The 26,980-nt window shown below is 42.0% G+C and carries 28 protein-coding genes and 1 pseudogene; 8 read left to right on the forward strand and 21 right to left on the reverse strand.

The features are described 5' to 3' along the window. Nucleotides 1–104 precede the first annotated feature (104 nt). Both NSU15_RS18625 and NSU15_RS18630 read left to right on the forward strand, forming a co-directional pair. Nucleotides 105–536 carry a hypothetical protein gene (locus tag NSU15_RS18625; protein WP_076119612.1) on the forward strand — a complete coding sequence of 144 codons (432 nt, stop codon included), beginning with the start codon at nt 105–107 and terminating at the stop codon, nt 534–536. 8 nt (nt 537–544) lie between these two features. Further along, on the forward strand, nt 545–829 hold the full coding sequence (locus NSU15_RS18630) for a YxcD family protein (RefSeq protein WP_042132285.1): 285 nt from the start codon (nt 545–547) through the stop codon (nt 827–829). Nucleotides 830–894: 65 nt separating this feature from the next. Here the strand turns inward: NSU15_RS18630 and NSU15_RS18635 are convergent, their stop codons facing one another. From NSU15_RS18635 to NSU15_RS18665, 7 genes are all read right to left on the reverse strand, one after another. Then, a complete protein-coding gene (locus NSU15_RS18635) occupies nt 895–1,911 on the reverse strand; it encodes a S66 peptidase family protein (RefSeq protein ID WP_339287180.1) in 1,017 nt (338 codons plus the stop codon). A 128-nt stretch (nt 1,912–2,039) separates the two neighbouring features. Continuing rightward, a complete protein-coding gene (locus tag NSU15_RS18640) occupies nt 2,040–2,408 on the reverse strand; it encodes a hypothetical protein (protein ID WP_076119535.1) in 369 nt (122 codons plus the stop codon). 79 nt (nt 2,409–2,487) lie between these two features. Further along, nucleotides 2,488–2,838, reverse strand: coding sequence for an Asp23/Gls24 family envelope stress response protein (locus NSU15_RS18645; protein WP_042129003.1), 351 nt, complete (start codon nt 2,836–2,838; stop codon nt 2,488–2,490). A 38-nt stretch (nt 2,839–2,876) separates the two neighbouring features. Beyond that, on the reverse strand, nt 2,877–3,980 hold the full coding sequence (locus NSU15_RS18650; protein ID WP_042129005.1) for an AI-2E family transporter: 1,104 nt from the start codon (nt 3,978–3,980) through the stop codon (nt 2,877–2,879). Nucleotides 3,981–4,021: 41 nt separating this feature from the next. After that, entirely contained in the window at nt 4,022–5,440 is a 1,419-nt protein-coding gene (locus tag NSU15_RS18655; protein WP_339287182.1) for a HAMP domain-containing sensor histidine kinase, read from the reverse strand. Beyond that, nucleotides 5,418–6,122 (reverse strand): response regulator transcription factor, encoded by a 705-nt coding sequence (locus NSU15_RS18660; protein WP_042129010.1) that lies wholly within the window; start codon nt 6,120–6,122, stop codon nt 5,418–5,420. Before NSU15_RS18660 ends, NSU15_RS18655 begins: the two co-directional genes overlap by 23 nt. 182 nt (nt 6,123–6,304) lie before the next feature. Next, nucleotides 6,305–7,144, reverse strand: coding sequence for a DegV family protein (locus NSU15_RS18665; RefSeq protein ID WP_042129011.1), 840 nt, complete (start codon nt 7,142–7,144; stop codon nt 6,305–6,307). Between the two features lie 171 nt (nt 7,145–7,315). Between NSU15_RS18665 and NSU15_RS18670 the strand changes: the two genes are divergently transcribed. Next, complete coding sequence (locus tag NSU15_RS18670) at nt 7,316–7,537, forward strand: hypothetical protein (protein ID WP_339287185.1); 222 nt, start codon at nt 7,316–7,318, stop codon at nt 7,535–7,537. A 48-nt stretch (nt 7,538–7,585) separates the two neighbouring features. On the opposite strand, the gene NSU15_RS18675 is transcribed toward NSU15_RS18670, so the two are convergent. The 5 genes from NSU15_RS18675 to NSU15_RS18695 form a co-directional block, all read right to left on the reverse strand. Further along, a complete protein-coding gene (locus NSU15_RS18675; protein ID WP_076119533.1) occupies nt 7,586–8,233 on the reverse strand; it encodes a FusB/FusC family EF-G-binding protein in 648 nt (215 codons plus the stop codon). A gap of 228 nt (nt 8,234–8,461) precedes the next feature. Then, nucleotides 8,462–9,256 (reverse strand): PHP-associated domain-containing protein, encoded by a 795-nt coding sequence (locus tag NSU15_RS18680; RefSeq protein ID WP_339287187.1) that lies wholly within the window; start codon nt 9,254–9,256, stop codon nt 8,462–8,464. A gap of 34 nt (nt 9,257–9,290) precedes the next feature. Next, nucleotides 9,291–10,124: an energy-coupling factor transporter transmembrane component T gene (locus NSU15_RS18685; RefSeq protein WP_339287189.1), complete on the reverse strand. Its 834-nt coding sequence runs from the start codon at nt 10,122–10,124 to the stop codon at nt 9,291–9,293. After that, the gene (locus NSU15_RS18690) at nt 10,111–11,859 is read right to left on the reverse strand and encodes an energy-coupling factor transporter ATPase (RefSeq protein ID WP_339287191.1); all 1,749 of its coding nucleotides are present in this window, start codon (nt 11,857–11,859) and stop codon (nt 10,111–10,113) included. The genes NSU15_RS18685 and NSU15_RS18690 overlap by 14 nt, the downstream gene beginning before the upstream one ends. Further along, on the reverse strand, nt 11,852–12,730 hold the full coding sequence (locus tag NSU15_RS18695; protein ID WP_076119529.1) for a cell division protein FtsQ: 879 nt from the start codon (nt 12,728–12,730) through the stop codon (nt 11,852–11,854). The genes NSU15_RS18690 and NSU15_RS18695 overlap by 8 nt, the downstream gene beginning before the upstream one ends. A 180-nt stretch (nt 12,731–12,910) precedes the next feature. Between NSU15_RS18695 and NSU15_RS18700 the strand changes: the two genes are divergently transcribed. The 3 genes from NSU15_RS18700 (at nt 12,911) to NSU15_RS18710 (ending at nt 16,512) form a co-directional block, all read left to right on the forward strand. Then, the gene (locus NSU15_RS18700; protein ID WP_076119528.1) at nt 12,911–13,744 is read left to right on the forward strand and encodes a MurR/RpiR family transcriptional regulator; all 834 of its coding nucleotides are present in this window, start codon (nt 12,911–12,913) and stop codon (nt 13,742–13,744) included. 310 nt (nt 13,745–14,054) lie between these two features. Continuing rightward, a complete protein-coding gene (locus tag NSU15_RS18705; protein WP_339287193.1) occupies nt 14,055–15,647 on the forward strand; it encodes a glycoside hydrolase family 5 protein in 1,593 nt (530 codons plus the stop codon). A 190-nt stretch (nt 15,648–15,837) separates the two neighbouring features. Next, nucleotides 15,838–16,512, forward strand: a complete 675-nt coding sequence (locus tag NSU15_RS18710) for an SOS response-associated peptidase (RefSeq protein ID WP_339287195.1) — start codon at nt 15,838–15,840, stop codon at nt 16,510–16,512. A gap of 103 nt (nt 16,513–16,615) precedes the next feature. On the opposite strand, the pseudogene NSU15_RS18715 reads toward NSU15_RS18710, so the two are convergent. The 4 genes and pseudogenes from NSU15_RS18715 to aroA all read right to left on the reverse strand — a co-directional run bounded on the left by NSU15_RS18715 (nt 16,616) and on the right by aroA (nt 21,217). Beyond that, nucleotides 16,616–17,763 (reverse strand): annotated as a pseudogene (locus NSU15_RS18715) (IS3 family transposase). Between the two features lie 140 nt (nt 17,764–17,903). Then, a complete protein-coding gene (locus NSU15_RS18720) occupies nt 17,904–18,578 on the reverse strand; it encodes a hypothetical protein (RefSeq protein ID WP_076119527.1) in 675 nt (224 codons plus the stop codon). 218 nt (nt 18,579–18,796) lie between these two features. Beyond that, nucleotides 18,797–19,852 (reverse strand): chorismate synthase, encoded by a 1,056-nt coding sequence (aroC, locus tag NSU15_RS18725; protein ID WP_042129031.1) that lies wholly within the window; start codon nt 19,850–19,852, stop codon nt 18,797–18,799. An 18-nt stretch (nt 19,853–19,870) separates the two neighbouring features. After that, nucleotides 19,871–21,217 carry a 3-phosphoshikimate 1-carboxyvinyltransferase gene (aroA, locus tag NSU15_RS18730; protein WP_339287198.1) on the reverse strand — a complete coding sequence of 449 codons (1,347 nt, stop codon included), beginning with the start codon at nt 21,215–21,217 and terminating at the stop codon, nt 19,871–19,873. A gap of 105 nt (nt 21,218–21,322) precedes the next feature. Between aroA and NSU15_RS18735 the strand changes: the two genes are divergently transcribed. Beyond that, complete coding sequence (locus NSU15_RS18735) at nt 21,323–22,231, forward strand: LysR family transcriptional regulator (protein ID WP_339287200.1); 909 nt, start codon at nt 21,323–21,325, stop codon at nt 22,229–22,231. Between the two features lie 31 nt (nt 22,232–22,262). Here NSU15_RS18735 and NSU15_RS18740 read toward each other — a convergent pair whose 3' ends face one another. After that, nucleotides 22,263–22,523, reverse strand: a complete 261-nt coding sequence (locus NSU15_RS18740) for a helix-turn-helix domain-containing protein (RefSeq protein WP_042129035.1) — start codon at nt 22,521–22,523, stop codon at nt 22,263–22,265. Between the two features lie 15 nt (nt 22,524–22,538). After that, nucleotides 22,539–23,531 (reverse strand): hypothetical protein, encoded by a 993-nt coding sequence (locus NSU15_RS18745; protein WP_339287203.1) that lies wholly within the window; start codon nt 23,529–23,531, stop codon nt 22,539–22,541. A gap of 400 nt (nt 23,532–23,931) precedes the next feature. Between NSU15_RS18745 and NSU15_RS18750 the strand changes: the two genes are divergently transcribed. Beyond that, on the forward strand, nt 23,932–24,651 hold the full coding sequence (locus NSU15_RS18750; RefSeq protein ID WP_339287205.1) for a class I SAM-dependent methyltransferase: 720 nt from the start codon (nt 23,932–23,934) through the stop codon (nt 24,649–24,651). An 83-nt stretch (nt 24,652–24,734) separates the two neighbouring features. On the opposite strand, the gene NSU15_RS18755 is transcribed toward NSU15_RS18750, so the two are convergent. From NSU15_RS18755 to NSU15_RS18765, 3 genes are all read right to left on the reverse strand, one after another. After that, complete coding sequence (locus tag NSU15_RS18755; RefSeq protein ID WP_139328621.1) at nt 24,735–24,833, reverse strand: sporulation protein YjcZ; 99 nt, start codon at nt 24,831–24,833, stop codon at nt 24,735–24,737. Nucleotides 24,834–25,216: 383 nt separating this feature from the next. After that, nucleotides 25,217–25,843, reverse strand: a complete 627-nt coding sequence (locus NSU15_RS18760; protein ID WP_339287207.1) for a type 1 glutamine amidotransferase family protein — start codon at nt 25,841–25,843, stop codon at nt 25,217–25,219. A gap of 110 nt (nt 25,844–25,953) precedes the next feature. After that, the gene (locus NSU15_RS18765; protein WP_339287208.1) at nt 25,954–26,916 is read right to left on the reverse strand and encodes a YafY family protein; all 963 of its coding nucleotides are present in this window, start codon (nt 26,914–26,916) and stop codon (nt 25,954–25,956) included. Nucleotides 26,917–26,980: the final 64 nt, after the last annotated feature.

The following is a 26,980-nucleotide window of genomic DNA, read 5'->3' on the forward strand; positions in this document are numbered from 1 at the left end:
TTATATTTTATATAAAAATTGAAACCTCATGGGACGTGCTGCGTATTACCGAATATGCACACAAATTCATACTCACAGGAGGGTTTTCGTACTAAATGAAACCAATGAAACGCGTAATGATGATTGTAATGGCCTTTACTCTATTTTTCGCCGTAGCTACCCCGAACTTTGTGGATGCGAAGCGAGGTGGTGGCGGATTTAAATCCGGCACTCGCAGCTATTCAACAACTCCAAAAAAATCAACAACCGATAACGTAAGAAAAAGCGATAGCACAAAAAGCTCCACAGCAGGATCTACTGCTGCAAATACGAAACGCGGATTTTTCAGCGGTGGCGGCTTAATGAAAGGTATGATGATCGGCGGTTTGGCTGGGTTAATGTTCGGCGGTATGTTCGCCGGTATGGGTGCCTTCGGTAACATTCTAGGACTCGCCATTAATATGCTTGCTATCTATGTACTCGTAATGCTTGTGATGTCCTTCTTCCGTCGCAGAAAAGAACGTCGCCGCTTAGAAGATCAAGGTGGTCGTTACTAATGTCAACAATGGTTCTAAGCATGGATGAGATCATCAACGCCCTATGTTTACATATGGCTGAACGTAAAGCGGTTCGCCCTGAAGATGTTCAGGTAGAACTGAGCTGGGAAGAAGACACTGGCTACTCTGCTGAGGTTTGGGTACAGGGACGTAGTCAATATCTAGTGGAGTCCAACATGATCGAGGCGATCCTGCGTTACATGCTTAGCGAATATGGCATTCGTGCCTATCGCGAAGACGTAAGGCTAGACCTGGATGAGGAAATCACCGCGATTGTAACTACACAGAACTAAGCCTTCTAGCGACAAATATAAGAAAAGGGACAGCCCAAGTGGTTGTCCCTTTTTTTTGTATGCACCTATTCATAGAAAAATTGCTTTACCGTTCCTACTCCGTTCGCCACATCAACTTCAGCGTACGCTCCGTTAATCAGCGTAATTTGCGGTGGAATATGACCACAATCAATATCATACACTATGGGCACTTGAAGCTCCTCAGAAAGCTCAGCGTAGATGTCTTCGGCCGTATAGTTCTCTACTGGCCGATTAGCAGGACTTCTGCCAAACATAATGCCAGAACAATTCTCGAACCAACCTGCCAGCTTCATCTGAACTAATGACCTGCGTACATCAACCGTATTCAGTTCGCAATTCTCTAAGTACCATAGGATTGGTTCATTGTTAATCATTTTTTCTTGAAAATGCCGCAGATTGCCAAATGGTGTGCCTATCAGATGCCTAATTACATCTATGCAGCCCCCTAGTAGACGCCCTTTCATAGTTACAGGGACAGATGTTACAGTCTTCCAACTGGTAACTTCTGTCAAGTGGAATACATAAGGCGTTGGAGCATCATGCTGCCATTCCCCTTGATATTTATCGGATGAACGCTGGACAATAGAATCGCCTACTTGCGTCGTAAGTACCGCTTCCCACATCGCTGTGGTATCATCCGAATACTCCCCTCTTAAATCAACAAGGTTTGTCCCATGAGCCGTTGCAATCCCTGTTCTTAACGTAACTGCAAGGAGCAGCACACTAATGTCCGAATACCCTAAGATCCACTTATTCTTCATGGTATCAAAATCAATAAATTCAAGAATCTCAATCAACAACTCCCCGCCCCAAGGCGGAATAATTAAATCAATATGCTCACTGCCCATCATCTCGTTAAACTCCTGAGCACGAACTTTAGCGGGTGCGGACTTGGCCTTCTCTTGCGTCCATACGGTCTCCCCACAAATCACTTCAAATCCTTTAGACTCCAAACGACTTGTAGCCAACTTAATTAACTCCGCATTTTGAGCGCCTACAACAGATGAAGGTGCTGTTACCCCTACTGTCGCATTCTTGTTCAAAATAGGATATCTAATCATATGACACCTCCAGTTTATAGCAATTATATCAAGAGTACACATCATTTACACAAAAAAAGAACATGGCTAGTCGCGTCAACGTGCAATCGCGATTTCAGCACATGTCCTTATTCAATATAATGTACACTTTAGAGTAAAGAAATAGCAAGTAGCTCAAACAACACAAGCGGCAAGATCACATTATTATTAGGAGGACCTGGGTATGGACCTGGATATGGGCCAGGACCCGGATGCGGATGATAAGGCTGGTATGGATTATAATATCCGCGTGACATTTGCCCATTCACCGCAACGTTCAAATACAAATGTTTATTATCTACTCCGGCAATAGTACCTTCGTGCACTAAGCCATCTAAAGTCTGTACATTCACCCTATGGTTTAAGTAGGGCTTGCAAGATTGATGCAGGGAATCACGAACACCGTGCAGGTGCCGGATCACCGCAGGATCGGCCTGATAAATCACATTCTGCTCTTGCCCAGTGTTATATGTCGACATGGATGCTCTGACCTCCGTAAATGGATTTGCTCCATTCTATGCAGAAGCCTATATCACGGTGCCTATTTAAGAGACATCATTATACCGGGAGGGCTACTTTCTCAACTTTCACATTTACCGAGACAAGGGACAGACCCATCATATTTTCCACTGCATTTCGTACATTTTTCTGCAACATATAACAGACCTCTTGAATTACGCATCCGTAATTAACAATAACCCGCAGGTCGATGGCAACGTCTACTTCTTTTACTTCTACAGACAATCCTTTTTTCACATTTTTACCGCCCAAACGTTTGGCCCAGTTGTCCGAAATATTGCTTCCTGACATTCCAGCGATACCTGGCGTTTCCAGAACCACCTGTCCAACAATCGATGTGACTACATCATCTGAGATATGAATTAATCCTTGCTCCGTTCCTTCATTCATATAAACAACCTCCATCATATTTGATAATTTAAGAGATATTAAAGGCTCTCCTCTACCTCTACTTCTACCTCTGCCCTGTGGTTCTTAACAAACAAATTATACACTTTGGTCAAGAGGATTTTCACAATCATATACAGTGGAATAATCAGCAATATCGCAATAATCCCGCCTATATCTCCACCAACCAACACTAAGATGATCGTTGTCAGCGGATGAATATCAAGCTTTTTCCCAAAAATGTAGGGAGCGATCAGATTATCCTGAATTTGCTGAGCTACAAGAACGATGATGATGGACCACACTGCAATGGACGGCGATTGGATGAATCCTATAATAAAGATTGGGATACTGGAGAGAATTGCACCAATGAAAGGTACAAAATTCATGACTACGGCAATCACTGTCAGCAACAATGCATACTGTAGTCCAATAATAAGGAAACCAATATACATCAGAACACCAAGCGCCAGATTGACTAATACCCGCCCAACGATGAATCCACTTAACGCACTGTCAATTTCACTCATCATTGAAGTCCCTTCTCCACGATACTTCTTTGGAAAGAAACTTACAATCTTACGACCAAATTTCCCACCTTCCTTAAGCATGTAAAACAACATGATAGGAAAGGTAAATAAAATAATCGCGAAATTTGAAACAAAGGAGAATAGACCCGTTACGTAATTCGAAATCAGATTAAATCCTTTATTCAAATATTCAGTCAATTGGGAAGCAAGATCCATATCTGCTGGGATAATAGAAGCCAGAAATCCACTGTCCTCGAGCCTCAATAGCTGCTGATTCACGGCTGCGATCAGATTTGGCATATTATCAACAAAATTAATGAGCTGTGTTCGAAGTGAAGGCCATACTCCAATACTAAAACCAAACAAAAGCAATGCAATGACCACATATACGATGATGATCGCAACAGAGCGATTTAGTTTATATCTCTCCAAAGTATTGATTAGAGGTCGGAGTAAATAATAGAAAAATCCTGCCAACATTAAGGGCACGATAATAACATTGAACAAAGACAAGATTGGACTGAAAATAAAATTAACTTGCGAGCCTAAAAATACTATACCTAACACCAAAAGGATCGCTATACAAACTCGAATGAATGTGTTCAGTTTAGCCATATTTCTCTCCCATCTTCTATTTTTGGGTGTCTTTCATCTTGCTATTTGGGAATACGTATGGTGAATACCGTTGGTTCCTTCTTTCCACGACTGAGATGAAGCGTGCCACCCATTTTCTCTGTATTTTTCATAGCAATGGATAAACCAAGTCCCGTTCCACCTGTAGTTGACCGCGCTTTATCTCCACGAACAAACGGATCAAAAAGCGTTGACCAAAGCTCTTCAGGAATGCCTACTCCGGTATCTGCAATTTCAATAGCAACCTCACTCTCTGCAGGTATAACCTCCACGCGCAAATGAGTGCCTGGCGGATTATAGGTCAAAGCATTGGAGATCAAATTATGAACTACACTCGAGAGCAGCTCCGCATCAAAGCTTGCGAATACCTCCTGTTCCGGAACATTCAGCTGCAGGATAAAGTTCTTTTGTTCTATCTCACCATAAGAGTCTGCAACGATTTCACGAATAAATTCACCCAGTTCTTGACGTTCCATCCGTAACAAAAAATCCGGGGAATCTATTTTGAGCAGCTCCACCATATTTTGAATCAGCTTAGTCACTTGCGAGGATTTATTATAGATATAGGTTAAATACCGTTTTTGGCGTTCTTCATCCTCACCACGACCCTCAACCAATGCCTGTGCAAAACCCTGTATACTCGTAATAGGCGTCTTCAGATCATGGGAAAGATCGACCATCATACGTTTCTTACTTTCCTCTGCTTGGCGTTTCTCTTTGGTCGTCTTCTCAATTACGTCCGCCATATAATTAAAAGTCTCCCCAATTTGAGAAAATTCTTTCTCTGCATATAACGAGATACGAGTATCATAGTTCCCTTCAATCATCTGCTTCAAACCAAGCGTAATGATCCGCAGCGGCTTCCTGATTCTTCGTGCCACCCAATAGCTATACACGATAATAAGCATAAGAACCATGCCTACTCCAAAAAAGACATAATATGAAATCGAGTGGTTGAAATAAGCAACCAGTGGGTCACTATTAATTGAAATATCAATCACTTCTCTAGGAACCTTTAGGAGCAGCCATTCTGATTCATTCTGATTATTACGTGTAGCCAATGAGTAGTAGTACTCCTGGTCTTCTCCGTTTTCCAGACTTTTTAAGAGCTGGTCATCGGTATATTGTGTTACATTATCTTTCTTCTCCCCAACAACCTCAATAACCATCTTGTTTTGATCCAAGACCTCTATCCATCCACTGCTACGCAGAAGGCGTTTGGTTTCTATCCCATGCTCCAGATTATCTCGATAGGCACTTGCTTCAACCTTTAAATCCGGATCAGCGATTTTATTTTTTTCGAACATATGGGTCACATCAAGATTAATGAACAAATAATAAACAATCACAAGAAAAAACAAAATGCAGATGAACAACAAAAAATCCAGCGTCAGCGATGATTGTAAAGGTCGTTGATCTCTATTGCTCCATAGGCGCTTCAATTTTGTATCCCAGCCCTCTAATAGTCTTTAAATAAACCGGCTTTTTGGAATCTTGCTCGATCTTTTCACGGATATTACTGATATGCACCATGATACTATTATCTTCGTACACATAGAAATCTTCCCATACAGCCTCATATATTTTTTTTCGAGTAAAGACACGTCCCGGTTGCTTCATCATTAATTCCAGAATTTTGTACTCGGTAGAGGTAAGGACGACGGGCTCCCCTGAACGATAGAGCAGACACTGGCTTTGATCCAGCCTCAATTCTCCCAATACAATCTGTTCAGCAGCCTTTTCTTCAATGATTTGTGCGTCAAAATGATGCACCCTCCGCAGCAAAGCTCCTGCACGAGCTACAATTTCCAAGGGATTAAACGGTTTAGAAATATAATCATCGGCACCGAGTTCAAGTCCCAGGATTTTATCGTAATGTTCGCTTTTTGCAGATAAAAACAACACCGGAAAATGATGGACCTCACGAATCTTTTTCAATAATTGCAATCCATCTAAACCAGGCATCATAATATCAAGGATCGCTAAATCAATTTTATGGTTCTGAACTTGCATTAACGCTTCGGTACCACTGTTCGCTTCCACAATGTTGTACTCTTTCTCTAAATATAATCTCAACAATTCTACAATTTCTGCTTCATCATCTGCGATCAGAATTGTATACATAGTAATCACCCCATCTAACTATAAGCTTCGATTATTAAACCCACCTAAATGCAATCTAAAGAAAAGCTAAATTATCACGTCCATCAACCAAGTCATATTAATTCATATATTTAAATAAAAATCGCACACAGGAACTCGTCCCATGTACGATCGTAAAATCCCAAAAATCAAAATATCAGGTCTTAAAAAGCTACCCCAATTCCACCTTCACCCGCATAGGTTCCCATTACAGGCCCCATACTTGAGAGTAAAACCTCTTTGAAGGGGTGCTTTTGTAAAATACGCTCTTTAATTTCAAGCGCAAGCTTCTCACAGTTACTGTGTACTATAGCGATAACAGCCTTCTCGTAATCATGCTGCTTCTCATCCAAATGTGCAAGCAGACGGTTTAATGCCTTTGGAAGACCCCGGGTCTTCTCTACTACCTCAACGGTGCCCTCTTCGCTGATTTTGAGCAATAATTTAATATTTAGCACGGAAGCAACTGCCCCCGATATCCGACTTAGACGTCCGCCTTTCATCACGTTCTCAAGTGTATCCAGTGTGAAATAAGCGCGAACTTCGTCAATTTGCTGAAGCACCTTTCCCTTCAGTTCTTGCAGACTCGTACAAGTCAATGACCACTTGGCTGCGAGACCCACAATCAGTGACAAACCTCCTGAGAAGGTCTTAGAATCTATAACCTCTATCGCATTGGAGTGCCCTTCTTCTTGATACATTTCCATAGCGATCATAGCAGTCTGATAAGTGCTACTAATATTAGAGGACATACATATGACCATAATGTCAGTGCCTTCCTCTACTTGCCTGAATGCCTCAAGGAATTGGTTTGGACTTGGACTTGCCGTAGTGGGCAGCTCCTTGGATTCAGCCATTTTAGCATAAAAGGTTTTCGTATCCGTATCCTCAGGCATAAGCTCATGCCCAAAGTGAACCGGTAGATGGATGACGGAAACATTATACTTCTCCATGTAGTCAAGGGGTAGGTCAGAACCGCTGTCTGTTATGATCTTGATTGCCATAATATAAGTACTCTCCTTTCAATATCAGTACTATTATAGCTATCATAAAATGAAATCTCCAGTAACCTTTATAACTTGAAAAATCCTTCGATTTGTGCTTATGTCTTTCTTCCTTAACTTGTCCTAATATGATATGGTTTATGAATAAGCGTATAGAAATGGAGTGTATGTATGAGTAAGGGAAGAGTATGGAATAGAGGCAAGCATGACGGAACAGGACTATCAAGGAAAAAAAGTGTAGATCAAGAAGTAACAGCATCTACTGAAACAGAGACCAATGAAGCATCGAATGAACTAAATTCTAGAATTGATACAGTTAAACCGATGAATCGTACAAACTGGGTAACTCGTCCAACGCGGGTCATCAATAAAGATTCCAAAGATAAACAATAACGTTGAAAAAAAGGCTGCCCTCAAGGGCAGCCTTTGCTAATCTAAACCTCATGCACGTGTGGAGAGAATGAATCTCTCAAGTGCTGCTGTATCCGTAATCCTATGATTACATTCTTGGCTTTCTATGCATATATATTGGCCAATAGAAGAGTAATCATCCGGCGAGGATTTCGCAAGCTTGGTCTTGACCGTAAAAAAGGCAAGCTGTTGCTGCCGATTACAGAACAAGCAATACCCCTTCTTGTTCATAGGTGTCATTCTTCCCTCGATACCGATAAACTGTCCTTCGAACGGATATACGATATATAATTTGTTGGTAGCAATATCTATCCAGCTCAGATATGTCATATATCGAAAGTCAATCACTGATAAATCCGGTACCTTCAGCTTCTTATTCTTAGGAAATAACTTCTGAACTTGTTTCGGCGTAATCTGTGGAAAAGGTTCTAAATAAACTTCTAATCCACTTAGATACTTCTGAAAATCGTCTGCCGTCTCAAAGGTAGATATTTGTTGCAGCATCTGCTGCTGAGTATCATTAAGTGTTGGAAAGGCTTCTATAACGTTCAACGATGAACGATATCTCACTGTCTCCAAGACTCTTCGATCTGCTACAGTTCGCAGTGTTTTCAGAAGAAAATCTGTTTGCTTCTTAATAAAATTATATTGATGGTTTCTAATAAATGGTGTGTTCATTGCTTTTCAGCCCCTTATTTATATTGAAATTCCATAAGGTGCAAAGCCCATTATTAGAAACGATATGTTTAGTTTGGGCGATCATCCATCTATCGCACCTCACGCAAAGTATCGCCCTAATTTAGGCTTTGCGTGAGGAACTTCTAGCTAATGGGCAAACCAGCATTAGCACAGTACCACCTCCAAATACATTCACGAAAAAAGTATAACAGGAATGTTTGGAACCGACTAGACCCTATAGCCAACCTCTGCTTCATCTCTGGAGGGAGCTTCACCGATCAACTGCTTCAATAGTTTCTTCATCATGACCGAGGCCTTCACTTTAGTATGAAGACAAGGTGAGAGCTCAATTTCGTAGTTGCCTTGCTTAATCGTTTCTTTCAATTCCTCAACAGTGGAGCAGTTGGTATTCAACCGATTCAATACGCTCCCATATTGCAGACACTGATGACTATCACTGCCGGCGATCACGGGTACACCCAGCGTCTCCGCAAAGGGTGTAATTAGGTTCTTATAGGTCTCTGCTCCCTGCATGTAAATATCTTTTGCATTGAAATCAAAAGCATCTAATCTCCGAAGCAGTTCTGGGTCCAGTTGATGTAATGGCGTAGAAGTGCGGAAGGGATGTGCTCCAATTTTCCAAAGGTTATGTTCGTCCGCCATATCAAGCAATCTCTTAAAAGCAATAAAATTGCCCTCTTGAGTATGCTCTTCCAGTAAAGCTCGGACCGCTAGCACATTCTCCTTAAGTCCGATCAGCAGGATATGACCTGTCTCCGCAATATCCACTTCCATACCCGGAAACAGTTTTAGCCCATTTACATCATAATAATGCCCGTTATAGGGATACATCTGATCCAGTTCTTCATACATTGCAAAGAAATTCGAAGTGTTAAAATGCTCAGTCAAAGCCACTGCCTGTAATCCGTTCGCTTTTGCCTCAAACATCATTTCAGCAAAATATTCTGGGGAAAACGTTGATTTCTTAGATAATTTACCGTGAGTATGCAGATCAATATTCATGACTAATTCGTCTCCTTTGAGCTTGTAAGTTATGTTAATACACCAGTTTAGGGTAGAGATAACCGATCCAGAATAGCAAAATGATATAAGCCGTGGAACCGGATAAAAAATACCAGTCGGACCGCTTCATTTTCAAGTAAGATAGCTTGATCTTCTTCACTTTCTTATTGTTCAAACCGTAGCTAAATCCCCGAGTTTCAAGCGCCTCGATCGTGGTCCGAGAACGTTTAGCTGTGTTCAGCATAAGTGGGTAAAAGGCCAAAATTACAATTCGTAAATAATACGTTGCCGTTCTCCAATACAACAGTCCATGTTGCAGGGGTCTTTGCCCTCTCAGTCTGAAAGACAACAAAATCTGATGAAATTCCTCCAGTAACGTAGGCAAAATACGATAACCATAAGATAAGCTAAATGCAAACGTATCAGGTATTCCTAAAGATAGCAGGCCGTCACTAAGCCTTTCCGGATCGAGACTGGAGAACACCGTAATACTCGCTAGTGAAATCACTGAGAGCTTAAGCGTTAGCGTCAACATGGGCAGCAACGATTCAATTCCTCCGCCGAAAAAGAGCGACAGGATGAACATCCACCCAATTTGGCTGATTAATCCCAAACACAATATGAAAATAATATATGGACTGACGCGTGAGAGGACTGTCGTTAAGACCATAAGTACGAACATCCCCAACAGGACCGTACGGTTATGTACGAACCAAGGTACTATGGCAAAGAACAAATACCAGAGCAGCAGAGTTCGCGGGTCGAGTCTCCCTAGAAAAGTGCTGCTGCTGTTATAAGCCGTCCCTAAGAGTTCCAGTTTGATTTGTTCTACAGATATACGGTCAAGTGCCCGTTTAACGGCTTCCATGAATTGCTGCCACCTCCTTCTGTACTTCCACTAGACTTACGAAGTCCTCCAAGCTGCTGCAAATGCGGGGCAGACCGAGCAACCGACTCAGTTCCATCAATTGTGTCTGAGCCAGACCCGCACGCCGTAATAGAAGTCCGTCCGCGAAGATTTCATCTTTCGTTCCGTCAGCAATAATTTGACCTTGATGCATAACGATAATCCTAGTCGCCCATTCTGATACAAGCTGCATATCATGAGTCGCAATCACAACCGTCTCAACATGGCTGCGAAGCGTATCTAGTACATGTACCATTTCCTGTTTCGTCGAAATATCCAGATTCGCCGTTGGTTCATCGAGCAGCATGACAGCAGGACGAACCGCTGCTCCAATAGCCAGTGATACTCGGCGCTGCTGACCTCCACTCAGAAGACGAGCGTCACGTTCTGCTAATTCACTGAGCCGGAATGCTGTGAGCATTTCTTCTACTCTCTCTTCTGCGTCGACTAGCTTTCGCGCTTTCAAATAATAAGCCATTTCTTTACGTACAGAATCCTCAATAAACATTTCCTCTGGGTTCTGAAATACGTAAGCTACGGTACCGGAAAGACGCTCGGGTGGCAGACCGTTCACAACCATCCCCTTCACATTTACCGTTCCTGCTGTAGGTCTGACAATTCCAGCAATCAGCTTCATTAAAGAAGATTTGCCCGCTCCGTTGTTTCCAATAAGAGCTATAGATTCACCTTGCCGCAGCTCTAACTGAACACCATTCAAAACAGGATGCATCGTCTTATGAATCGTGCGATAAGATAGGTGAACATTCTCCATCTGAACGACGTGCTTCACTTCCCCAGTTATAGTAAGGGACTGCTCGTAATTAGGCTCAGATGATTCCGTTCTCACGATCGAATCCTGGCGAAGCACCATGTGGGCGCTCGCTTCCACAGCATTTAAGGGAAGTAAGTGGGTTCGCGGTGCATCAGATTGCAACAGCCAAGCTGCACGGGTGACATCCGGTGGATAGATGCCAAGCTCCAACAGTTCTTTTACAGATGAAAGAGCCTCCCTTACAGGCTTCTGCCATCGAACCTCCCCCTTATCCATCAGGACGACATTCTTACAATAGTCTGCAATAAATTCCGCATGGTGTTCGATTACTACAATGGTCTTCCCCTGCTCCTCGTTCAATCGGCGCAAAATATCATAAATATGGCGGGCATGCTGTGGATCCAGCTGAGCTACTGGTTCATCAATAACGAGAATTTCCGGATCCATCGCTAGAGCTCCGGCAAGAGCGAGCAAGTGCTTTTGCCCACCACTCAATTGCCAGATAAATTCATTTCTTAAATCGCTAAGTCCGGTTAGCGCCAGTGCCCGTTCTCCCCGTTCCTTATAATCGGCAAATCCATAATTGAGCGGTGTAAACGACACATCGTCAAGTACCGTCGGGCGTACCAACTGATTCTCAAAATCCTGATATACATATCCTATATGTTTGGAAAGCTCCGCTACACTTTTCCCATCCGCCGGTTGACCGCAGATCGTCACCTCACCCGCGAAATCACCTGTGTAATAATGAGGAATTAAGCCGTTAAAACATTTACAGAGCGTGGATTTTCCCGAACCGTTACTACCTATAATGGCAATGAAATCTCCTTCATCTAACTGCAGAGATACATCTCGCAGTACTGGTTGTTCAGCTCCCGGATAAGTAAAGGTGACCCCATTCAGTTCGAGTATTGATTTACGCATCTACTTGACCTGCTTCCTGTCTTTTACGTGCTGACCGCCGAATGAGGGATATAATCGCTGTTGCTGCAACAACTGCTGCTACCAGCATACTCAGCCAAATCAAGCTCTCTTCATTGGACTCTGCCCAAGCAAACTCAAAATCACCAAAATTCCATCCGGATTCCGACAGCAATTCCGATCCAAGCGCAACCATTACCAGAATTGTTCCAGAAATGACGAGCTTAGGAGATAACCAAGCCCCTGTTGCATATTTCATATTCCGTTCACGCGGCTTCATGCCAAGTAAAGGTTCGATCTTTCCATATAAGCGTGGAACCAGATACATGGTAGGAATCAAAGCGAACAAGATACCAGAGAAGAGTACATCATTCAAAAAGCCAACTCCCTCAATGACTACGATACTCTCTGCTAGACCTTTAACAGCTTCAAGCTCTTCCACACCCACCCATACCTTCACTATATCCACAACAGAGCTGAAGAACTGATGAATCACTACACCAGTAATCGCCGCCACTCCAACCTGTCTGCGATTCTTCGGATCGGATACCATACGACCTGCAGTATACATCGCTAGTGAGAAGGTAATGAATTTCTCCAGTTCTCCTAACCCACCAAATTGACCTAACATCAGTTCTCCGAAAATCACTTCACCTACAGCTGCCCCAATGGCCGCATATAAAGGATGAAACAGCATACATAAGGTCAAAGGAATGAAAGCAAAATATTCAATCGATAATTCAATGGGGCCTAGTTTGATCCCAGGCACTAGCTCCGTGAACATATTGGACAAACCGTAAAGCGACATCGATAGTACAAAAATCATCATTTTCTGTGACTGTGTCAGCGTGTAGCGCGTTTTTATCGTACTCATGAATATTTGGCCTCCCTACAGGAATTTATCTTCATTATAAGAAGGTCATGTCAGCACAACTTTTACCAATTGTTAAATGAGAGTAATATTTTTTTCAATATTTTTAACGTTGTAAAAATATTTACAACATCTTCGCACGATATATTCTATTTATCGCTTCATATTAGGAGGAATGAGAAATTGTATAAAGATTGGAATCGCCGCGCTTTCTCACCAAATCAACGAATTATTGCTGACTTTATCCAGAAAAATGAGCAACGTGTGGTATATATGACCGAACAGGAAATGGCCGATGAGCTTAAATTGAGCATCGCCTCCGTCTCTCGTTTCTGGAAAGCGGCTGGATACAACCATGCCAAGGATTTCAAGAACCGACTTCGTTTCCGTTTCGAGTCCACACCTTCCATCAAAATGCGTGATGCCATGCAAAGATCGGATGATAGTTCACTCCCTCAAGTACTGCTGGACAATTGCTCACATCATCTACAAGAAACACGCCGCTATTTGAGCGACGAGGCACTGCAACGTGCAATAGAAGCATTATCTACAGCTCGTATTGTATATGTATATAGCCCCGGTCCATGTGCTGGATTGGCGGAGCTGATGATCTATCGTATGGCGCGTTTTGGATTACAGATGAAAAAAATGGCTCCCAGCGGACACGAGTTGTTAGAGACCTTGATGCATGCTGATAAACAAGATGTAGTGCTTGTTTTTGGATTCGTTCAACTGTTACCGGAAATCGAAGTGATTCTGGACCATTCACGGGAAGTAAAATATCAGGTCATCTTGATCACCGACAGACTCGTATATCCACGATCCCAAGATGCAGATATTGTACTGTATGCCGGGAGAGGTGAGGTATGGGAATTTCACTCTATGGTCGGTCCCACTTATATCATCGAGAATCTGATTCTTGGCGTAGGTTTAGCAAATAGGGATAGTAGTCTGAGCAAGCTGGACAATTTGCAGCAGCTAAGAGCGCAGTATGGAGGAAAGCTTCCGCGGAGCTAGGATTAAATACGATAACAGAAAGATAACAAAAACACATATTTTTCGAATATTCTAGCGGTTTATTAAGTTTTTTTATTCAAAATCACTAATTAACAATTAAAAACAAGTTTTCCAAGAAAAAAAATGATCAACTGTATAAAATAATTATACGCCCCTTAAATAACATAATGCTAATATAATAACGACAATTCCTATGAAGTTAGCAATTCCTCGAAAGCATAGTTAAATATGTCACCCTCATTATTCAACACTAGGAGGTGAACGCACGCTACCGGTATTAACCTAATGAGGGTTTACATAAATAAAATTCATGGGGTGGTTTTTAGTGATTTTACGCAAGTGGTTGATTGCTTTTGTCGCATTTTTACTGATGTTCTCGTGGACTGGACAACTTACGAACAAAGCACATGCTGCAAGTGGATTTTATGTAAGCGGTACCAAATTATTGGATGCTACAGGACAACCATTTGTGATGCGAGGAGTCAATCATGCGCACACATGGTATAAAGATCAACTATCCACCGCAATACCAGCCATTGCCAAAACAGGTGCCAACACGATACGTATTGTACTGGCGAATGGACACAAATGGACGCTTGATGATGTAAACACCGTCAACAATATTCTCACCCTCTGTGAACAAAACAAACTAATTGCCGTTTTGGAAGTACATGACGCTACAGGAAGCGATAGTCTATCCGATTTGGACAACGCCGTTAATTACTGGATTGGTATTAAAAGCGCATTGATCGGTAAGGAAGACCGTGTAATCATTAATATAGCTAACGAGTGGTACGGAACATGGGATGGAGTCGCCTGGGCTAATGGTTATAAGCAAGCCATACCCAAACTGCGTAACGCTGGTCTAACTCATACGCTGATTGTTGACTCCGCTGGATGGGGACAATATCCAGATTCCGTCAAAAATTATGGGACAGAAGTACTGAATGCAGACCCGTTAAAAAATACAGTATTCTCTATCCATATGTATGAATATGCTGGGGGCAATGCAAGTACCGTCAAATCCAATATTGACGGTGTGCTGAACAAGAATCTTGCGCTGATTATCGGCGAATTTGGTGGACAACATACAAACGGTGATGTGGATGAAGCCACCATTATGAGTTATTCCCAAGAGAAGGGAGTCGGCTGGTTGGCTTGGTCCTGGAAGGGAAATAGCAGTGATTTGGCTTATCTCGATATGACGAATGATTGGGCTGGTAACTCCCTCACCTCGTTCGGTAATACCGTAGTGAATGGCAGTAACGGCATTAAAGCAACTTCTGTTTTATCCGGCATTTTCGGGGGTGTAACTCCAACCTCAAGCCCTACTTCTACACCTACATCTACGCCAACCTCTACTCCTACTCCTACTCCTACTCCTACTCCTACTCTTACTCCTACTCCTACTCCTACGCCAAGTCCGACCCCGAGTCCGGGGAATAACGGGACAATCTTATATGATTTCGAATCAGGAACTCAAGGTTGGTCGGGAAACAATATTTCGGGAGGCCCATGGGTCACCAATGAATGGAAAGCAACGGGAGCGCAAACTCTCAAAGCCGATGTCTCCTTACAATCCAATTCCACGCATAGTCTATATATAACCTCTAATCAAAATCTGTCTGGAAAAAGCAGTCTGAAAGCAACGGTTAAGCATGCGAACTGGGGCAATATCGGCAACGGGATTTATGCAAAACTATACGTAAAGACCGGGTCCGGGTGGACATGGTACGATTCCGGAGAGAATCTGATTCAGTCAAACGGCGGTACCATTTTGACACTATCCCTCAGCGGCATTTCGAATTTGTCCACAGTCAAAGAAATTGGGGTAGAATTCCGCGCCTCCTCAAACAGTAGTGGCCAATCAGCTATTTATGTAGATAGTGTTAGTCTGCAATGACTTATCTGCAAAAAAACTCCAGCTTATATAGTAAGCTTAATAATTCGAGGAGCCGTTACCTAACGGCTTCTCTTTTGCTATCAAGGATTGATTGAAAACTTAATTCATCCTCACTTCGAATGACTACGAAAGCCATGAATAATTTACCTTCTTTTACAAACACTACGAAACAAAAGGAGGCTGATGTTTCATGTGTCAACGTTTTTCCCTGGCGGCCGAACTGCAGGAAATTAGGGATCATTTTGAAATTAACCGGGTGATGTACTACTATAAAGACCGCTATAACATTAGTCCCACGCAGGATATGCCGGTAGTTTTACAACAGGATGGAGAGCGAATTCTAGATGAGTTCCGTTGGGGGTTCGTTCCTTATTGGGGAAAAGATGCAATCAATGCAGATCTCCGAAATGTGTATCAGAATCCAACCTATCGCAAGATGGTGGACAAGCATCGTTGTATTATTCCGTGCAATGGATTTTACTATTGGAAAAAAGAAAGCAAGAAGACTTATCCAGTTCGGGTAGTCATGAATAATCGCAGTATGTTCGGAGTAGCTGGTTTATACGAAATTTGGCGTGATACGCGCGGGGAACCTCTTCGCACCTGCTCTCTGGTTATGACAGAAGCTAACCCACTGATTAGTGAATTTGAGAGCCGGATGCCGGCGATTTTATCCCCCCAGGATATCACTCGATGGCTTGATGAGGAGACCAATGATCTTGAAGCACTGAATCCGATTCTGCGGCCTTATTCAGCAGATGAAATGCAGGTGTACCCGGTCACACCAATGATTAACAACAACAGAAATGACTCGGCTGAATGTATTCGGGAAATGGATTTGAACGAGTCCTGGGTAAAGCCGTGAAATAATTACAGATTTGAACTAGGACTCCCTAATAAATAAGCAGCGGTGCTAGTGCTAGAAACTGGTCATAGCCCCGTCAAGTAGACAGTAAAAAAGAAGCCTTCTAAGCGGCGATCTGGTTCCGGTACTCTTCCGGAGACAGGTCGCCGAGTTTTTTTTGGAAACGTTCCTTGTTGTAATAAAGAATGTATTCCCTAACCAAATGTTCAGCATTTTCTAAATTCTTGGGCTTCTCCAAATACAATTTCTCGGTCTTCAGGTGAGAAAAAAATGACTCTATACAAGCATTGTCATAACAGTTCCCCCGGCGAGAGTGGCTACCGACCAAACCCTTGTCCTCTAAAACCTGGGCATACGTCCGAGTCGTGTACTGAAAGCCCTGGTCAGAGTGTAGGAGAGCCTTTGAGTCTTGGAGAGATTTCACAGTATCTATCACAAGCTTTAAGTCATTACGGACAGAGATTCTCCAAGCCACAACCTCGTTATTGTATAGATCCATCACTACAGATAAGTAGACAAATTCGTGGCCTGTACGGATATAGGTAATATCCGTGACTAACTTTTGCTGAAGAGCGTGGGCTGTGAATTCCTGGTTGAGTACGTTTGGAAATAAGACAGAAGGCTTACGTCCGGCAAACGGGCGTTTCTTGCGAATCACCGATTGGATGCCTAGCTCTCTCATCAACCTGCGAACTTTCTTATGGTTTACGGGGAATCCCTCTTTGCGAAGCGCTGTACGCATTCGCTTATAGCCATAGGCAGGACGTAGCCGATGAATGGCTAAGATATGTTCCTTAAGGTTCGCATCCTTCTCTTGGCGTTCTTCCCGCAGGTCAGAGGTCTTTTTCCATTTGTAGTATGCAGCCCGGGACAATTCAGCCAGTTTGCACAGCCAAACAATCGGGTATCGCTTGCTCATTTCTTGAATGGATTGGCACCGGATATTTGTATCCAACTTCCCTCCCCATGTAGATTGGGATTGAGCTTTTTTAAGTATTCGACCTGTGCCTTCAAATACGCAATTTCTTCGTCTTTACTGTCAAAATGTTTCCTTCCACCTTTACCGCGTCGGTCCTCAAAGGACTCCCCACTTTTAAACTTACGTATCCATCTCACCAACTGAGCATCGCTCTTGATGTCGAGTTTTTCTAGAATCTGTGAATAGCTCATATGTTCCTCTAAGTGAAGACGAACCGCCTCTTTCTTCAACTCTTCTGAATACTTCGTAAACGTCTGCCCTTTTTTAGCCATGAAAAATCCCCTCCGGTCGACTGTGTTAAACACATGATACCATGTGCTCTTTTTTCACTGTCAACCATGAGGGGATAATACCAAACCAAAGCCTTAGCACCGCTGCTTTATTGTTATCGGTGAACACTGAAAGCAAGTAGTCACTTGAGTTCGGATTCATATTGTTCAAGCTTTTCAAAAACACCATTCACCCATTCTTGGTCGTCCCATAGCTTGGGATTGTTAAGCTTTCTAACCGCAGGGTGACCCGTTGTGATAGTATCTACACCATCTTTGTATCCAAAGTACAAATCAACTAATTCTAAAGACTTATTTGAAGATTGAACTAGTAATTCGCAAGTCATTCCAGACCCTTCGTTTGAAAAAGGTAATCTTAAATAGTAAAGATTCTTATCAAGTTTCTTAAACTCTACTTCCTTAAACTCATTATCAAAGCCGAAATTCACACTACTGGCACCATTCAATTCCTGCTTTTGTGTTAATTCCAACATTTTATCTGTGAATTTAAGAAGATTTGCATTCGAGATGTAGTTCTCAAATGATACAATTTCTTGTTTTGTAACAGCTCCGGTATAAAGATTAACGAAAGCTTTTCCAAAAGCCTCAATGGAAACATAATCATCTTCACTGATCTGATCTTCTTTAATGAAAAATTGTTGATTAGCCAACTCACTTAATAGTTCTGTTGCTGATTTCTCTGACGGTTCAACAGATGCTTCTATCTTTGATATCGATTCAATGGAATTGTCATTTATTGTGGTAGGGTTTAAAACAAATAACATCAACACTACAATACCTAACGTGAATATTCTCATAAAACCACCTTTCTAATAATTATATAGAAAATAGTTTTTCCTATAAAATCTATGACTCATCCTATGATTCCATAATATACTAATAAAGGTTTCTATATATAGTTAAATTGGAAATTCATCTCTTTCTTTGCTAAAACTTATTCTTTGCATAAGGATATGCGTAAAGCTTAAAAAGCCCATTAGCGCAATATGCGGTAATGGGCGAGACGGCTCATGAATTATCCAAGCATAGCAGCTTGTCGTTTATACTGATCCTCCAGCACTAAACAGACCATAGCCTCTACAACAGGGACAATTCTCGGGCAAATACATGGATCATGTCTACCTTCAGTGCGTATCTCTTGTTCTTCGCCTCTGATGTTAGTTGTTTGCTGTGGTACAGAGATGGAAGACGTCGGTTTTACGCTAATCCGAAATACGATTTCTTGTCCGGTGCTAATTCCCCCGATGATTCCTCCGGAATGATTGGTAAGGAAACCATCGCCATTCATCGCATCATTATGTTCACTCCCCAGCATCGTTGCCGCTTCGAAGCCAGCTCCAAATTCTATCCCTTTAACTGCGCCAATGGACAGCATGGCTTTCGCCAGTTCTGCATCCAATTTATCGAAAACCGGCTCTCCAAGACCCGGAATTACGCCACGAATGCGGCATTCCACGATGCCTCCACAGCTATCTCCAACCTCAGCTAACCGCTCAATCTTTTGAATCATCTTGGCAGCTGCAATCGGATCACAGGCGCGGACAGCATTTTGTTCAATAATCTCCTCATCGAAGGATTCACACTTTATACCACCGATTTCTTGTGAGTATGCTACTACCTGCACGCCTCTTCTCTCTAACAGCTTACGGGCTATTGCACCTCCAGCCACTCTTGCCGCAGTTTCTCTACCTGAAGCACGTCCGCTACCGCGATGATCCCGGATGCCGTATTTCTCTAAATAAGTAAAATCGGCATGGCCCGGACGAAAAGCGTCCTGGATCTCGCTGTACGCTTCTGGCCTCATATCGTGGTTTTGTAGAACTACAAAGAGTGGTGTCCCTGTTGTTTTACCCTCAAATACTCCTGATTGTATGTGGACAACATCATATTCTTTACGAGGCGTAGTCACTGAAGATTGACCCGGTTTTCTCCGATCCATCTGCTTCTGAATATAAGCTTCGTTAATCTCAACGCCAGGTGTTACACCATCCACTATGACACCTACCGACACACCATGTGACTCACCGAAGGTTGTAATTTTGAACACTTCACCGAATGTATTTCCTGCCATTATATATGCACCCCTTATTTAATATTGGATCTGTACACCTAACGCTGACAATCTGTCAAAATAATCTGGACAGGTCTTGGAGACACAACCAGGGTCGATTATCTGAATATTCTCAATCTTCAAGCCGATTAAAGAAAGCGCCATAGCCATGCGATGATCGTCGTGAGAATCTAGCAAAGCGGGAATAGGCTGACCCGGATATACCGTTAGGCCATCCTCAAACTCATCCACACGGATTCCAAGCTTACTAATTTCCTCACATATGGCGGATATCCGATCACATTCATGATGTCTGATATGCGCAGCATCTTTTAAAGTGATTGGAGCATCGGCAAAAATAGCCATAGCAGCCACAGTTAGTGTTTGATCCGACCATTTCTTCATACTCACTGTGAATCCACCCTTAATCTGTGGGACACCTTGTACTTCAACATAGTTCTCCCCACGAAGAACGGTACAGCCCATTAACTCCAGAACATCTAAGAACTCGATATCAGGTTGACTTGTATTGCTAGCATTGATCCCTTCAATACGTACACGCCCTGCCGTAAGCGCAGCTACCGCCCAAAAGTAACAGCATGTGGATACATCAGGCTCTAAAGTAATCGTGTGACCTTGATACTTTCCTGTTGGAACTGTTATCGAGTGACCGTCCTGAGAGGCTTCTGGTGTTACACCAAATGAAGCCATCATAGCAAGAGTCATCTCGACATAGTCTCTTTGCACAACTTCACCATCAATAAACACGGTTACCGGTTCTTTGGCATACGGTGCAGCTAGCAGTAATCCGCTAATAAATTGACTTGAAGTAGAGCCGGGTAGTGTTGCCTTTCCTCCTTGCAGACCTTGTGTCTCTATTGTAAAAGGTAAACAGCGTTCGGCTTGCTTATACTCAAACTGTGCGCCAAGGTTCGTTAATGCGTCGAGTAATGGCGCCAGAGGTCGCTCACACAGTCGTTTACTTCCATTCATTGTCCAAGTGCCAGTCCCTGCCGCGAGTGCAGCGGGTAAGAATCTCGCAACTGTGCCTGCCGCTCCTACATATAGTTCCCCAGTCGGATTCGGCCAATTGCCTCCACATCCCTCGATAACTGCTGTCTCTTCATCTATCACAACGGAAATTCCAAGTTTCTTTAAGGATTCAATACACCAATAAGAGTCGTCACTTCTTAATATTCCCTTTATTTCTGAACGTCCTTCAGCTAAAGCAGCGATTATCAAGGCCCGATTCGTCAGACTTTTGCTCCCCGATATAATTATCGTCCCAATGATTGCCGCTTCCGCTGGACTAACCCTCACTACTTGTTTATCGCTATTTGTTGACCAAGGAGAACGCGCTTCTAAGTCCGGTTGTTTGGATTCCACTTCATCCACCCCTTTGAATTATTCCTCTACCCTGATTATAATGAATGAAATGAAATAAATGAAATTGGATTTTTACCATAATGATATAGAGGTGATCTATACCAGATGTTCAACTTGGAGTGGTATCGTATTTTCTGGCAAATAGCACGTCATCGAAATTTAACAAAAGCTGCAGGGGAACTACATATTACACAGCCTTCTGTGAGTTATGCCATTAAACAAATGGAAGAAGCATTAGGACTGAAGTTGTTTCACAGGCTGTCCAAAGGTGTAGAGCTTACAGAAGAAGGACGAGCGCTATTTGAATATGTGGAGCAATCCTTTTCCATGCTGGATTCTGCACAGAAGCATCTGGAGAGCTTGAAGCAGTTAAATGAGGGAGAAATACGCATCGGAGCTAGCGATTATCTAATCAAGCATCTTTTGTTGCCGCAGTTGAACACCTTTCATAGCACATACCCAGGTATACGAATTCGACTTTCACATGGGAAGACACCCGATATCACTAAGCGTTTAAAAGATGGTGAGATCGACTGTGCCTTTGTACATATGCCTCTTCAAGATCCACTGTTAAACATTCAGACACTCGCGGTGTTGGAGGATTGTTTTGTAGTTGGTGAAGCCTATAAAGAATTAGCGAATCGTTCATTAACCATGAAAGAAGTGTCAGAGCTGCCTTTAATCCTATTTTCACAAGGGAGCAGTACAAGAGTATTTGTCGAGCAATGGTTTGCAGCTAAGGGACTATCGGTAATTCCAGATATTGAATTGGGGAGTATAGAACTGCTAGCAGAGTTCGCTAGATTAGGGTATGGGGCAGCTTTTATCAGCCGTTCTTTCGTGCAAGAGGATCTTCACAGTGGAAAGCTTCATGAGTTGAAGTTAGAAGATCCGCTTTTACCTCGCAGTATAGGTTTTGCAGTACGACGGGATCGAAAGCTGTCTGTTGCGGCTGAGCAGTTTGTTCAGATGATTGGGGCACGGTTATCAGAGGATGTTAAATTCTTTGACTAAAAAAAGAAAAAAACACCGAAATTCCCAGTGTTTACTTCATTCCTAAAGCTTCTTTCATTTGTGGGATAGATAAACCGTTTGCTTTCATCTCTTTGATCCAAAGAATTCGTGCGACGGTTTCCTCTCTTTTATATCTGCGTGTTAAATTCTCCTCCGCCTGTTCAAAGGGCAGCATGCCTTCTTCTGTGTAATGTTTGAGTGTACTGTAACGGGCATTTGTGATTCTTACCAATTCACCTATAGATACATACTCTGACGCCAAAATATTCTCCATGGTACGTTGTCTAGACATGGATTACCAACTCCTTTACAGCGGGCGTTTCGGAACAATACGCACACCTTGAATTGGCACTTTCATCATTACAAAATGCGGGATCGCATCGTATAACAAATTATCAATTTTAAGAGTCGCAATCGATCCTCTCTCCATCACCTTAACTTCATGTCCATAGGACTCTAATCTTGTAATAACTGCGTCTAGTCTTTGATTAGAATTATCAAACCAAGACTCTGTTTCAATAAAGACAGCTCGTGATCGCTCTAAGGCAGGGAAGATTAGGTTGATACTGCTACCGATAAATGTCTTCGCAAACTTTGTCTTCAATTCTAAGAAACGTTTAAGACCTAACTCAATTCCATGGCGAATTTGTATAGAAAATAAAGCCTTTGCCCATAAATTACTTTGGTATAGTTCATGTAGTTTGATATTTACCTTTTCTAATTCATTCAGCGAGAAAAAAGCATGCATACATCCACTTTCACGAAGTAGCCATAGCATACAAATGACCTCATCCGTTACTGGACCCTCTTCCAAAATTTCTGCCCGAATGTTCTCTGTAATGCTTGTGTATGCCTCCATATTACTGCGATAAGCTCTAACTTCAACTTCAGCAGAGTCAAAAAACATGTCGCTCCCTAACAGACTTGGGATATCTTCAAGCAAATTCATTGCTTTAAGATAATCTGAAATCGCGGTTTCAAAATTTTTCAATTGATTGTTAGACGGCATGGATGCCTTTTTTAACCACCAATTCAGGTCACCCTTCACCTCGGCACTATTATGAAGTAAGGGTTGTAGAACAGTTTCTCTATAAAGAGTTGAATGAGATTGCTCAAGAGCTTCCTTATGCAAAGTTAAATTGTACTCAGATTGCGTAATACTTTCCTCTAAGTAAAGCTCCAAGATAACCGCAGCCGCCATACAGCGTAAAGACACTTTCTTGACAGTAGTCATATGAAGACTTCTCTGTGCATTTAGCGCAATCAATGAGAAACTCGGTGCTAATTTTAAATCCATCATAACCATCCACCCCTATCCATAAATTCGTATTTACTGGATGATGATATTTATTCCGAATGGCGAGCGCGTGATTTACTTACTACTTACTACTTATCATTTACAATACACCAATTTAACATTAATTGTCAATGACCTTAGGCAGCGTAATCATATCCTTTCACGCAAAAAAAGCCAGACCACCGAGCAATTACATACATTGCTTGACGATCTGGCTGTTGAGTTTTGTACACAAATCAAAAGTTTTATGCTCCCCGTTCTTAAATTCTTTCCATTCAGCGCTTTCGAATCCTAAAAGTTTTTTTATGTATGTCCTTAAGTCAGTAATAATCAACATTGCGGTACAATGTTGATTTCCATTCATATTATAAAATATAACCCGCAGTGAAAGGAATTTAAACTCATGGAATATTTGAATATGCTGGCTAAATTAGGGGTTGGGAATGCTCACCCTGGAGGGTTTACTGCAACTTTAAAACAATTTGAACAATATCCTCTACCCACTGCCTCCCGAATTCTTGAAGTTGGATGTGGAACCGGCAGAAGCTCTTGTTATTTAGCTGCACAGGGTCATGATGTAACAGGTGTAGATATTCAACCGGATATGATCTCAAAAGCAAAAATACGGGCTGAAAAAGAAAATGCTTCCATTGAATTCTTAGTAGGGGATGCAAGCTCGCTGCCTTTTCCTGACGAGTCATTTGATGTGATTCTTGTTGAGTCTGTATCTATATTCACTGATACGGATACAGCATTTTCGGAATATTATAGGGTTTTACGGACTGGGGGCAAGCTTTTTGACAGAGAAATGGTCCAATATAAACCTATACCCACAGAAATCAATCAAGAGATCACTACTTTTTATCATATTGAAAAGCTATGGAATATTAGTGATTGGTCAGCATTAGTAAATGCAACAGGATTCAATCATTCCCAGATCGATGGTCCCTTCTTGTTTCCTAAATCAAGTGAGGATCTTACAGAGCATCCAGACCATTATCAACAAATGGATGCTGATTCCTTTCTTGACCACACGATTTGGGAATTGATCAGTAAGTACAACAGTATAATGGACCGTTATCATGAATACATCGGATTTATTCTCGTTATTGGAACGAAATAAAGGATTGGCATGTCCATCAACATTTGCAAAAAAAGAACAATAGCCTTGGAACAGTGGCTATTGTTCATTCTGATAGCCTGCTATTATACAAAGAAACAAGCAGATAATATAATTACCAATAAGATATAAAGAACCAAAATTTCTCCAGTAGAAGTGAATCTGCCTCCAACTCCACAGCTCATTGATTATCCCTCCCTTTTACTTCCTAAAACATCATATGCACCACTATTCTAAAAGTATGGACTATCACCTAATTAACATGAGCTGACGGATTTAATATCCTACTCACGCTGGAAATAATAGCGAAATTGGTCCCAACATTTAGCGCTAATGTCTCCCAAGTAGATGATAAGGAATTGTCGCAAATTCGAACCCGCTTCGAAAAAATCGAAAAGATTCTTAGTGAGGTAGAATAAACGGCGGAATTGCAACAGTCACCCCAGTAAAGACCTATCCGATAAGATATGATGGACTTTTGTTATATCCTCCATTAACTTGTGGCCTTCAGACATTATTCGTGAATCAACAACACACAGCACTTCACATCCCTTATATTCCTATACTGTCATTGGATTGAATTCATTAACTCGTAGAAATATTTAGGTTCATGAGTTTTATTAAGACGATACCAAGCGTCTAATGTTTTTGGAGAGAATACATCTAGAGCTTTTAAAACATGAACAGAAAATTCTAATGGAGCTACTCCGGACGCGGTGATCAATTTCCCATCGGTGACAGCAGATTCCATTTTGTAATATTCTTCGCCCGTGTAAGAATGGCAAATCATTTTAAGGTAGGCCAAATCATTGCATGTGTGCCAACGTGAATCTAACAATCCTGCTTGAGCAAGTCCTAAGATAGCACCGCAAATTGCTCCAACTACTATCCCTTCCTTTAAACACATCTCGGCAATTTTTAATATGGGCACGTGAATAGCTTCTGTCCATGTATTTCCACCAGGTAAAATCAGTGCATCTACGCTTTTAATGCTGCACTCATCCACTTTAATGTCAGGCATTATTTTCAATCCGCCCATTGTAGTTACTGGAGTCTTTTCTATCCCAACGGTGACTATTTTTGCTGGAGCCAGCCCCTGTCTGAAGTGTCTTCCAGAGTTCAGCTCGGCGGCTAAATAACCTATTTCCCAATCGGACATGGTATCAAACACATAAAGATATACTGTATTATTCATTTCTAAGTGCTCCTCATAAAGTTTATTAGGTAACAGCAACCATTCATCTTTAATGAGTGGTTATCATTATAATAAAACAACTTCACTGACATCTACTGTCAGTGAAGTTGTTAAACTTGATAATATTCCATTAACTCTGAAGCAACCACCACAAGTTTATTCTTTAGATTCTGTGGCTCTATCACTTGAATGGATTTCCCATAGGGAAGAATTATATACGGAACATATGTATACAGTGATTCTTCCTCAAGTAAAAAAAATGCTTGCGTTGATGTCCGCTCCTGCAAATGATGCTCCATAAACCAATGTATGCATAAATCATCCAACGCCTCTGCCCTGCCACTAATAATTAAAAAAATTAATTCGGATTTACCTACTACATCTGGTAACAGATTTTTCATAAAAAAAGCACGCGCTGAAAAATCATTGGGACGCCTAAATGAGAATGGCGTGCGTGTGATGTTCAGAATTCGTTCTACCCGAAAGCAGCGGATCTCATTCCGCAGGTGGCAAAATGCAATTGTGTACCACTTATTGTTCCAATTAACCACACCATAGGGGTCAATTACCCTATTTGGGGACTGCTCTTCGTGACTGTTACGATAAGAAATTTCTACAGAACATTCATTTGCTACAGCGTGTTCCAATTCCTGTAGTACCGGCTGAACAGCGGGGTATCCCCTGCGGTTTATTACTTCAAATCCGGCTAAATGATGGCTTAGTATACTTTCCTGCTCCTGATTCGAATACATTTTCAACTTGGATGTTGCATTCTCTAATGCCTCACTCAAAGGATATCCGGCTTCTTTTGCAAATAGGGCAGCATGAAGCAGTGTCTTTTTTTCATCAATATTAAATAGCAGAGGAGACTTGATAAAATTGTGCAGCAAGCTATACCCGCCATTGTGCCCTGTGTCGGATATGATAGGGACGCCACTGACACATAGTGCATCAATATACCGATAAACTGTTCTTATATTTATCTCTAACTTTTCCGATATTTGCTTTGCAGTCAATTTCTCTCCCGAATTTAACATCCATAGAATTGTTAACATATTATCATTTTTTGGCATAACATAACTCCTTGTTATTACTAATCAACTCCGTTAGTGTTACCGGAATGAAGGACAAGGAGCG

Source organism: Paenibacillus sp. FSL E2-0201, from assembly GCF_037963325.1.
Classification (GTDB): domain Bacteria; phylum Bacillota; class Bacilli; order Paenibacillales; family Paenibacillaceae; genus Paenibacillus_AQ.

Coding starts and splice junctions, on each gene's coding strand:
- NSU15_RS18625 (WP_076119612.1), top strand. CDS start 105: ATGAAACGCGTAATGATGATTGTAATGGCCTTTACTCTATTTTTCGCC.
- NSU15_RS18630 (WP_042132285.1), top strand. CDS start 545: ATGGTTCTAAGCATGGATGAGATCATCAACGCCCTATGTTTACATATG.
- NSU15_RS18635 (WP_339287180.1), bottom strand. CDS start 1,911: ATGATTAGATATCCTATTTTGAACAAGAATGCGACAGTAGGGGTAACA.
- NSU15_RS18640 (WP_076119535.1), bottom strand. CDS start 2,408: ATGTCGACATATAACACTGGGCAAGAGCAGAATGTGATTTATCAGGCC.
- NSU15_RS18645 (WP_042129003.1), bottom strand. CDS start 2,838: ATGAATGAAGGAACGGAGCAAGGATTAATTCATATCTCAGATGATGTA.
- NSU15_RS18650 (WP_042129005.1), bottom strand. CDS start 3,980: ATGGCTAAACTGAACACATTCATTCGAGTTTGTATAGCGATCCTTTTG.
- NSU15_RS18660 (WP_042129010.1), bottom strand. CDS start 6,122: ATGTATACAATTCTGATCGCAGATGATGAAGCAGAAATTGTAGAATTG.
- NSU15_RS18665 (WP_042129011.1), bottom strand. CDS start 7,144: ATGGCAATCAAGATCATAACAGACAGCGGTTCTGACCTACCCCTTGAC.
- NSU15_RS18670 (WP_339287185.1), top strand. CDS start 7,316: ATGAGTAAGGGAAGAGTATGGAATAGAGGCAAGCATGACGGAACAGGA.
- NSU15_RS18675 (WP_076119533.1), bottom strand. CDS start 8,233: ATGAACACACCATTTATTAGAAACCATCAATATAATTTTATTAAGAAG.
- NSU15_RS18680 (WP_339287187.1), bottom strand. CDS start 9,256: ATGAATATTGATCTGCATACTCACGGTAAATTATCTAAGAAATCAACG.
- NSU15_RS18685 (WP_339287189.1), bottom strand. CDS start 10,124: ATGGAAGCCGTTAAACGGGCACTTGACCGTATATCTGTAGAACAAATC.
- NSU15_RS18690 (WP_339287191.1), bottom strand. CDS start 11,859: ATGCGTAAATCAATACTCGAACTGAATGGGGTCACCTTTACTTATCCG.
- NSU15_RS18695 (WP_076119529.1), bottom strand. CDS start 12,730: ATGAGTACGATAAAAACGCGCTACACGCTGACACAGTCACAGAAAATG.
- NSU15_RS18705 (WP_339287193.1), top strand. CDS start 14,055: ATGGGGTGGTTTTTAGTGATTTTACGCAAGTGGTTGATTGCTTTTGTC.
- NSU15_RS18710 (WP_339287195.1), top strand. CDS start 15,838: ATGTGTCAACGTTTTTCCCTGGCGGCCGAACTGCAGGAAATTAGGGAT.
- NSU15_RS18720 (WP_076119527.1), bottom strand. CDS start 18,578: ATGAGAATATTCACGTTAGGTATTGTAGTGTTGATGTTATTTGTTTTA.
- aroC (WP_042129031.1), bottom strand. CDS start 19,852: ATGGCAGGAAATACATTCGGTGAAGTGTTCAAAATTACAACCTTCGGT.
- NSU15_RS18735 (WP_339287200.1), top strand. CDS start 21,323: ATGTTCAACTTGGAGTGGTATCGTATTTTCTGGCAAATAGCACGTCAT.
- NSU15_RS18740 (WP_042129035.1), bottom strand. CDS start 22,523: ATGTCTAGACAACGTACCATGGAGAATATTTTGGCGTCAGAGTATGTA.
- NSU15_RS18745 (WP_339287203.1), bottom strand. CDS start 23,531: ATGATGGATTTAAAATTAGCACCGAGTTTCTCATTGATTGCGCTAAAT.
- NSU15_RS18750 (WP_339287205.1), top strand. CDS start 23,932: ATGGAATATTTGAATATGCTGGCTAAATTAGGGGTTGGGAATGCTCAC.
- NSU15_RS18755 (WP_139328621.1), bottom strand. CDS start 24,833: ATGAGCTGTGGAGTTGGAGGCAGATTCACTTCTACTGGAGAAATTTTG.
- NSU15_RS18760 (WP_339287207.1), bottom strand. CDS start 25,843: ATGAATAATACAGTATATCTTTATGTGTTTGATACCATGTCCGATTGG.
- NSU15_RS18765 (WP_339287208.1), bottom strand. CDS start 26,916: ATGCCAAAAAATGATAATATGTTAACAATTCTATGGATGTTAAATTCG.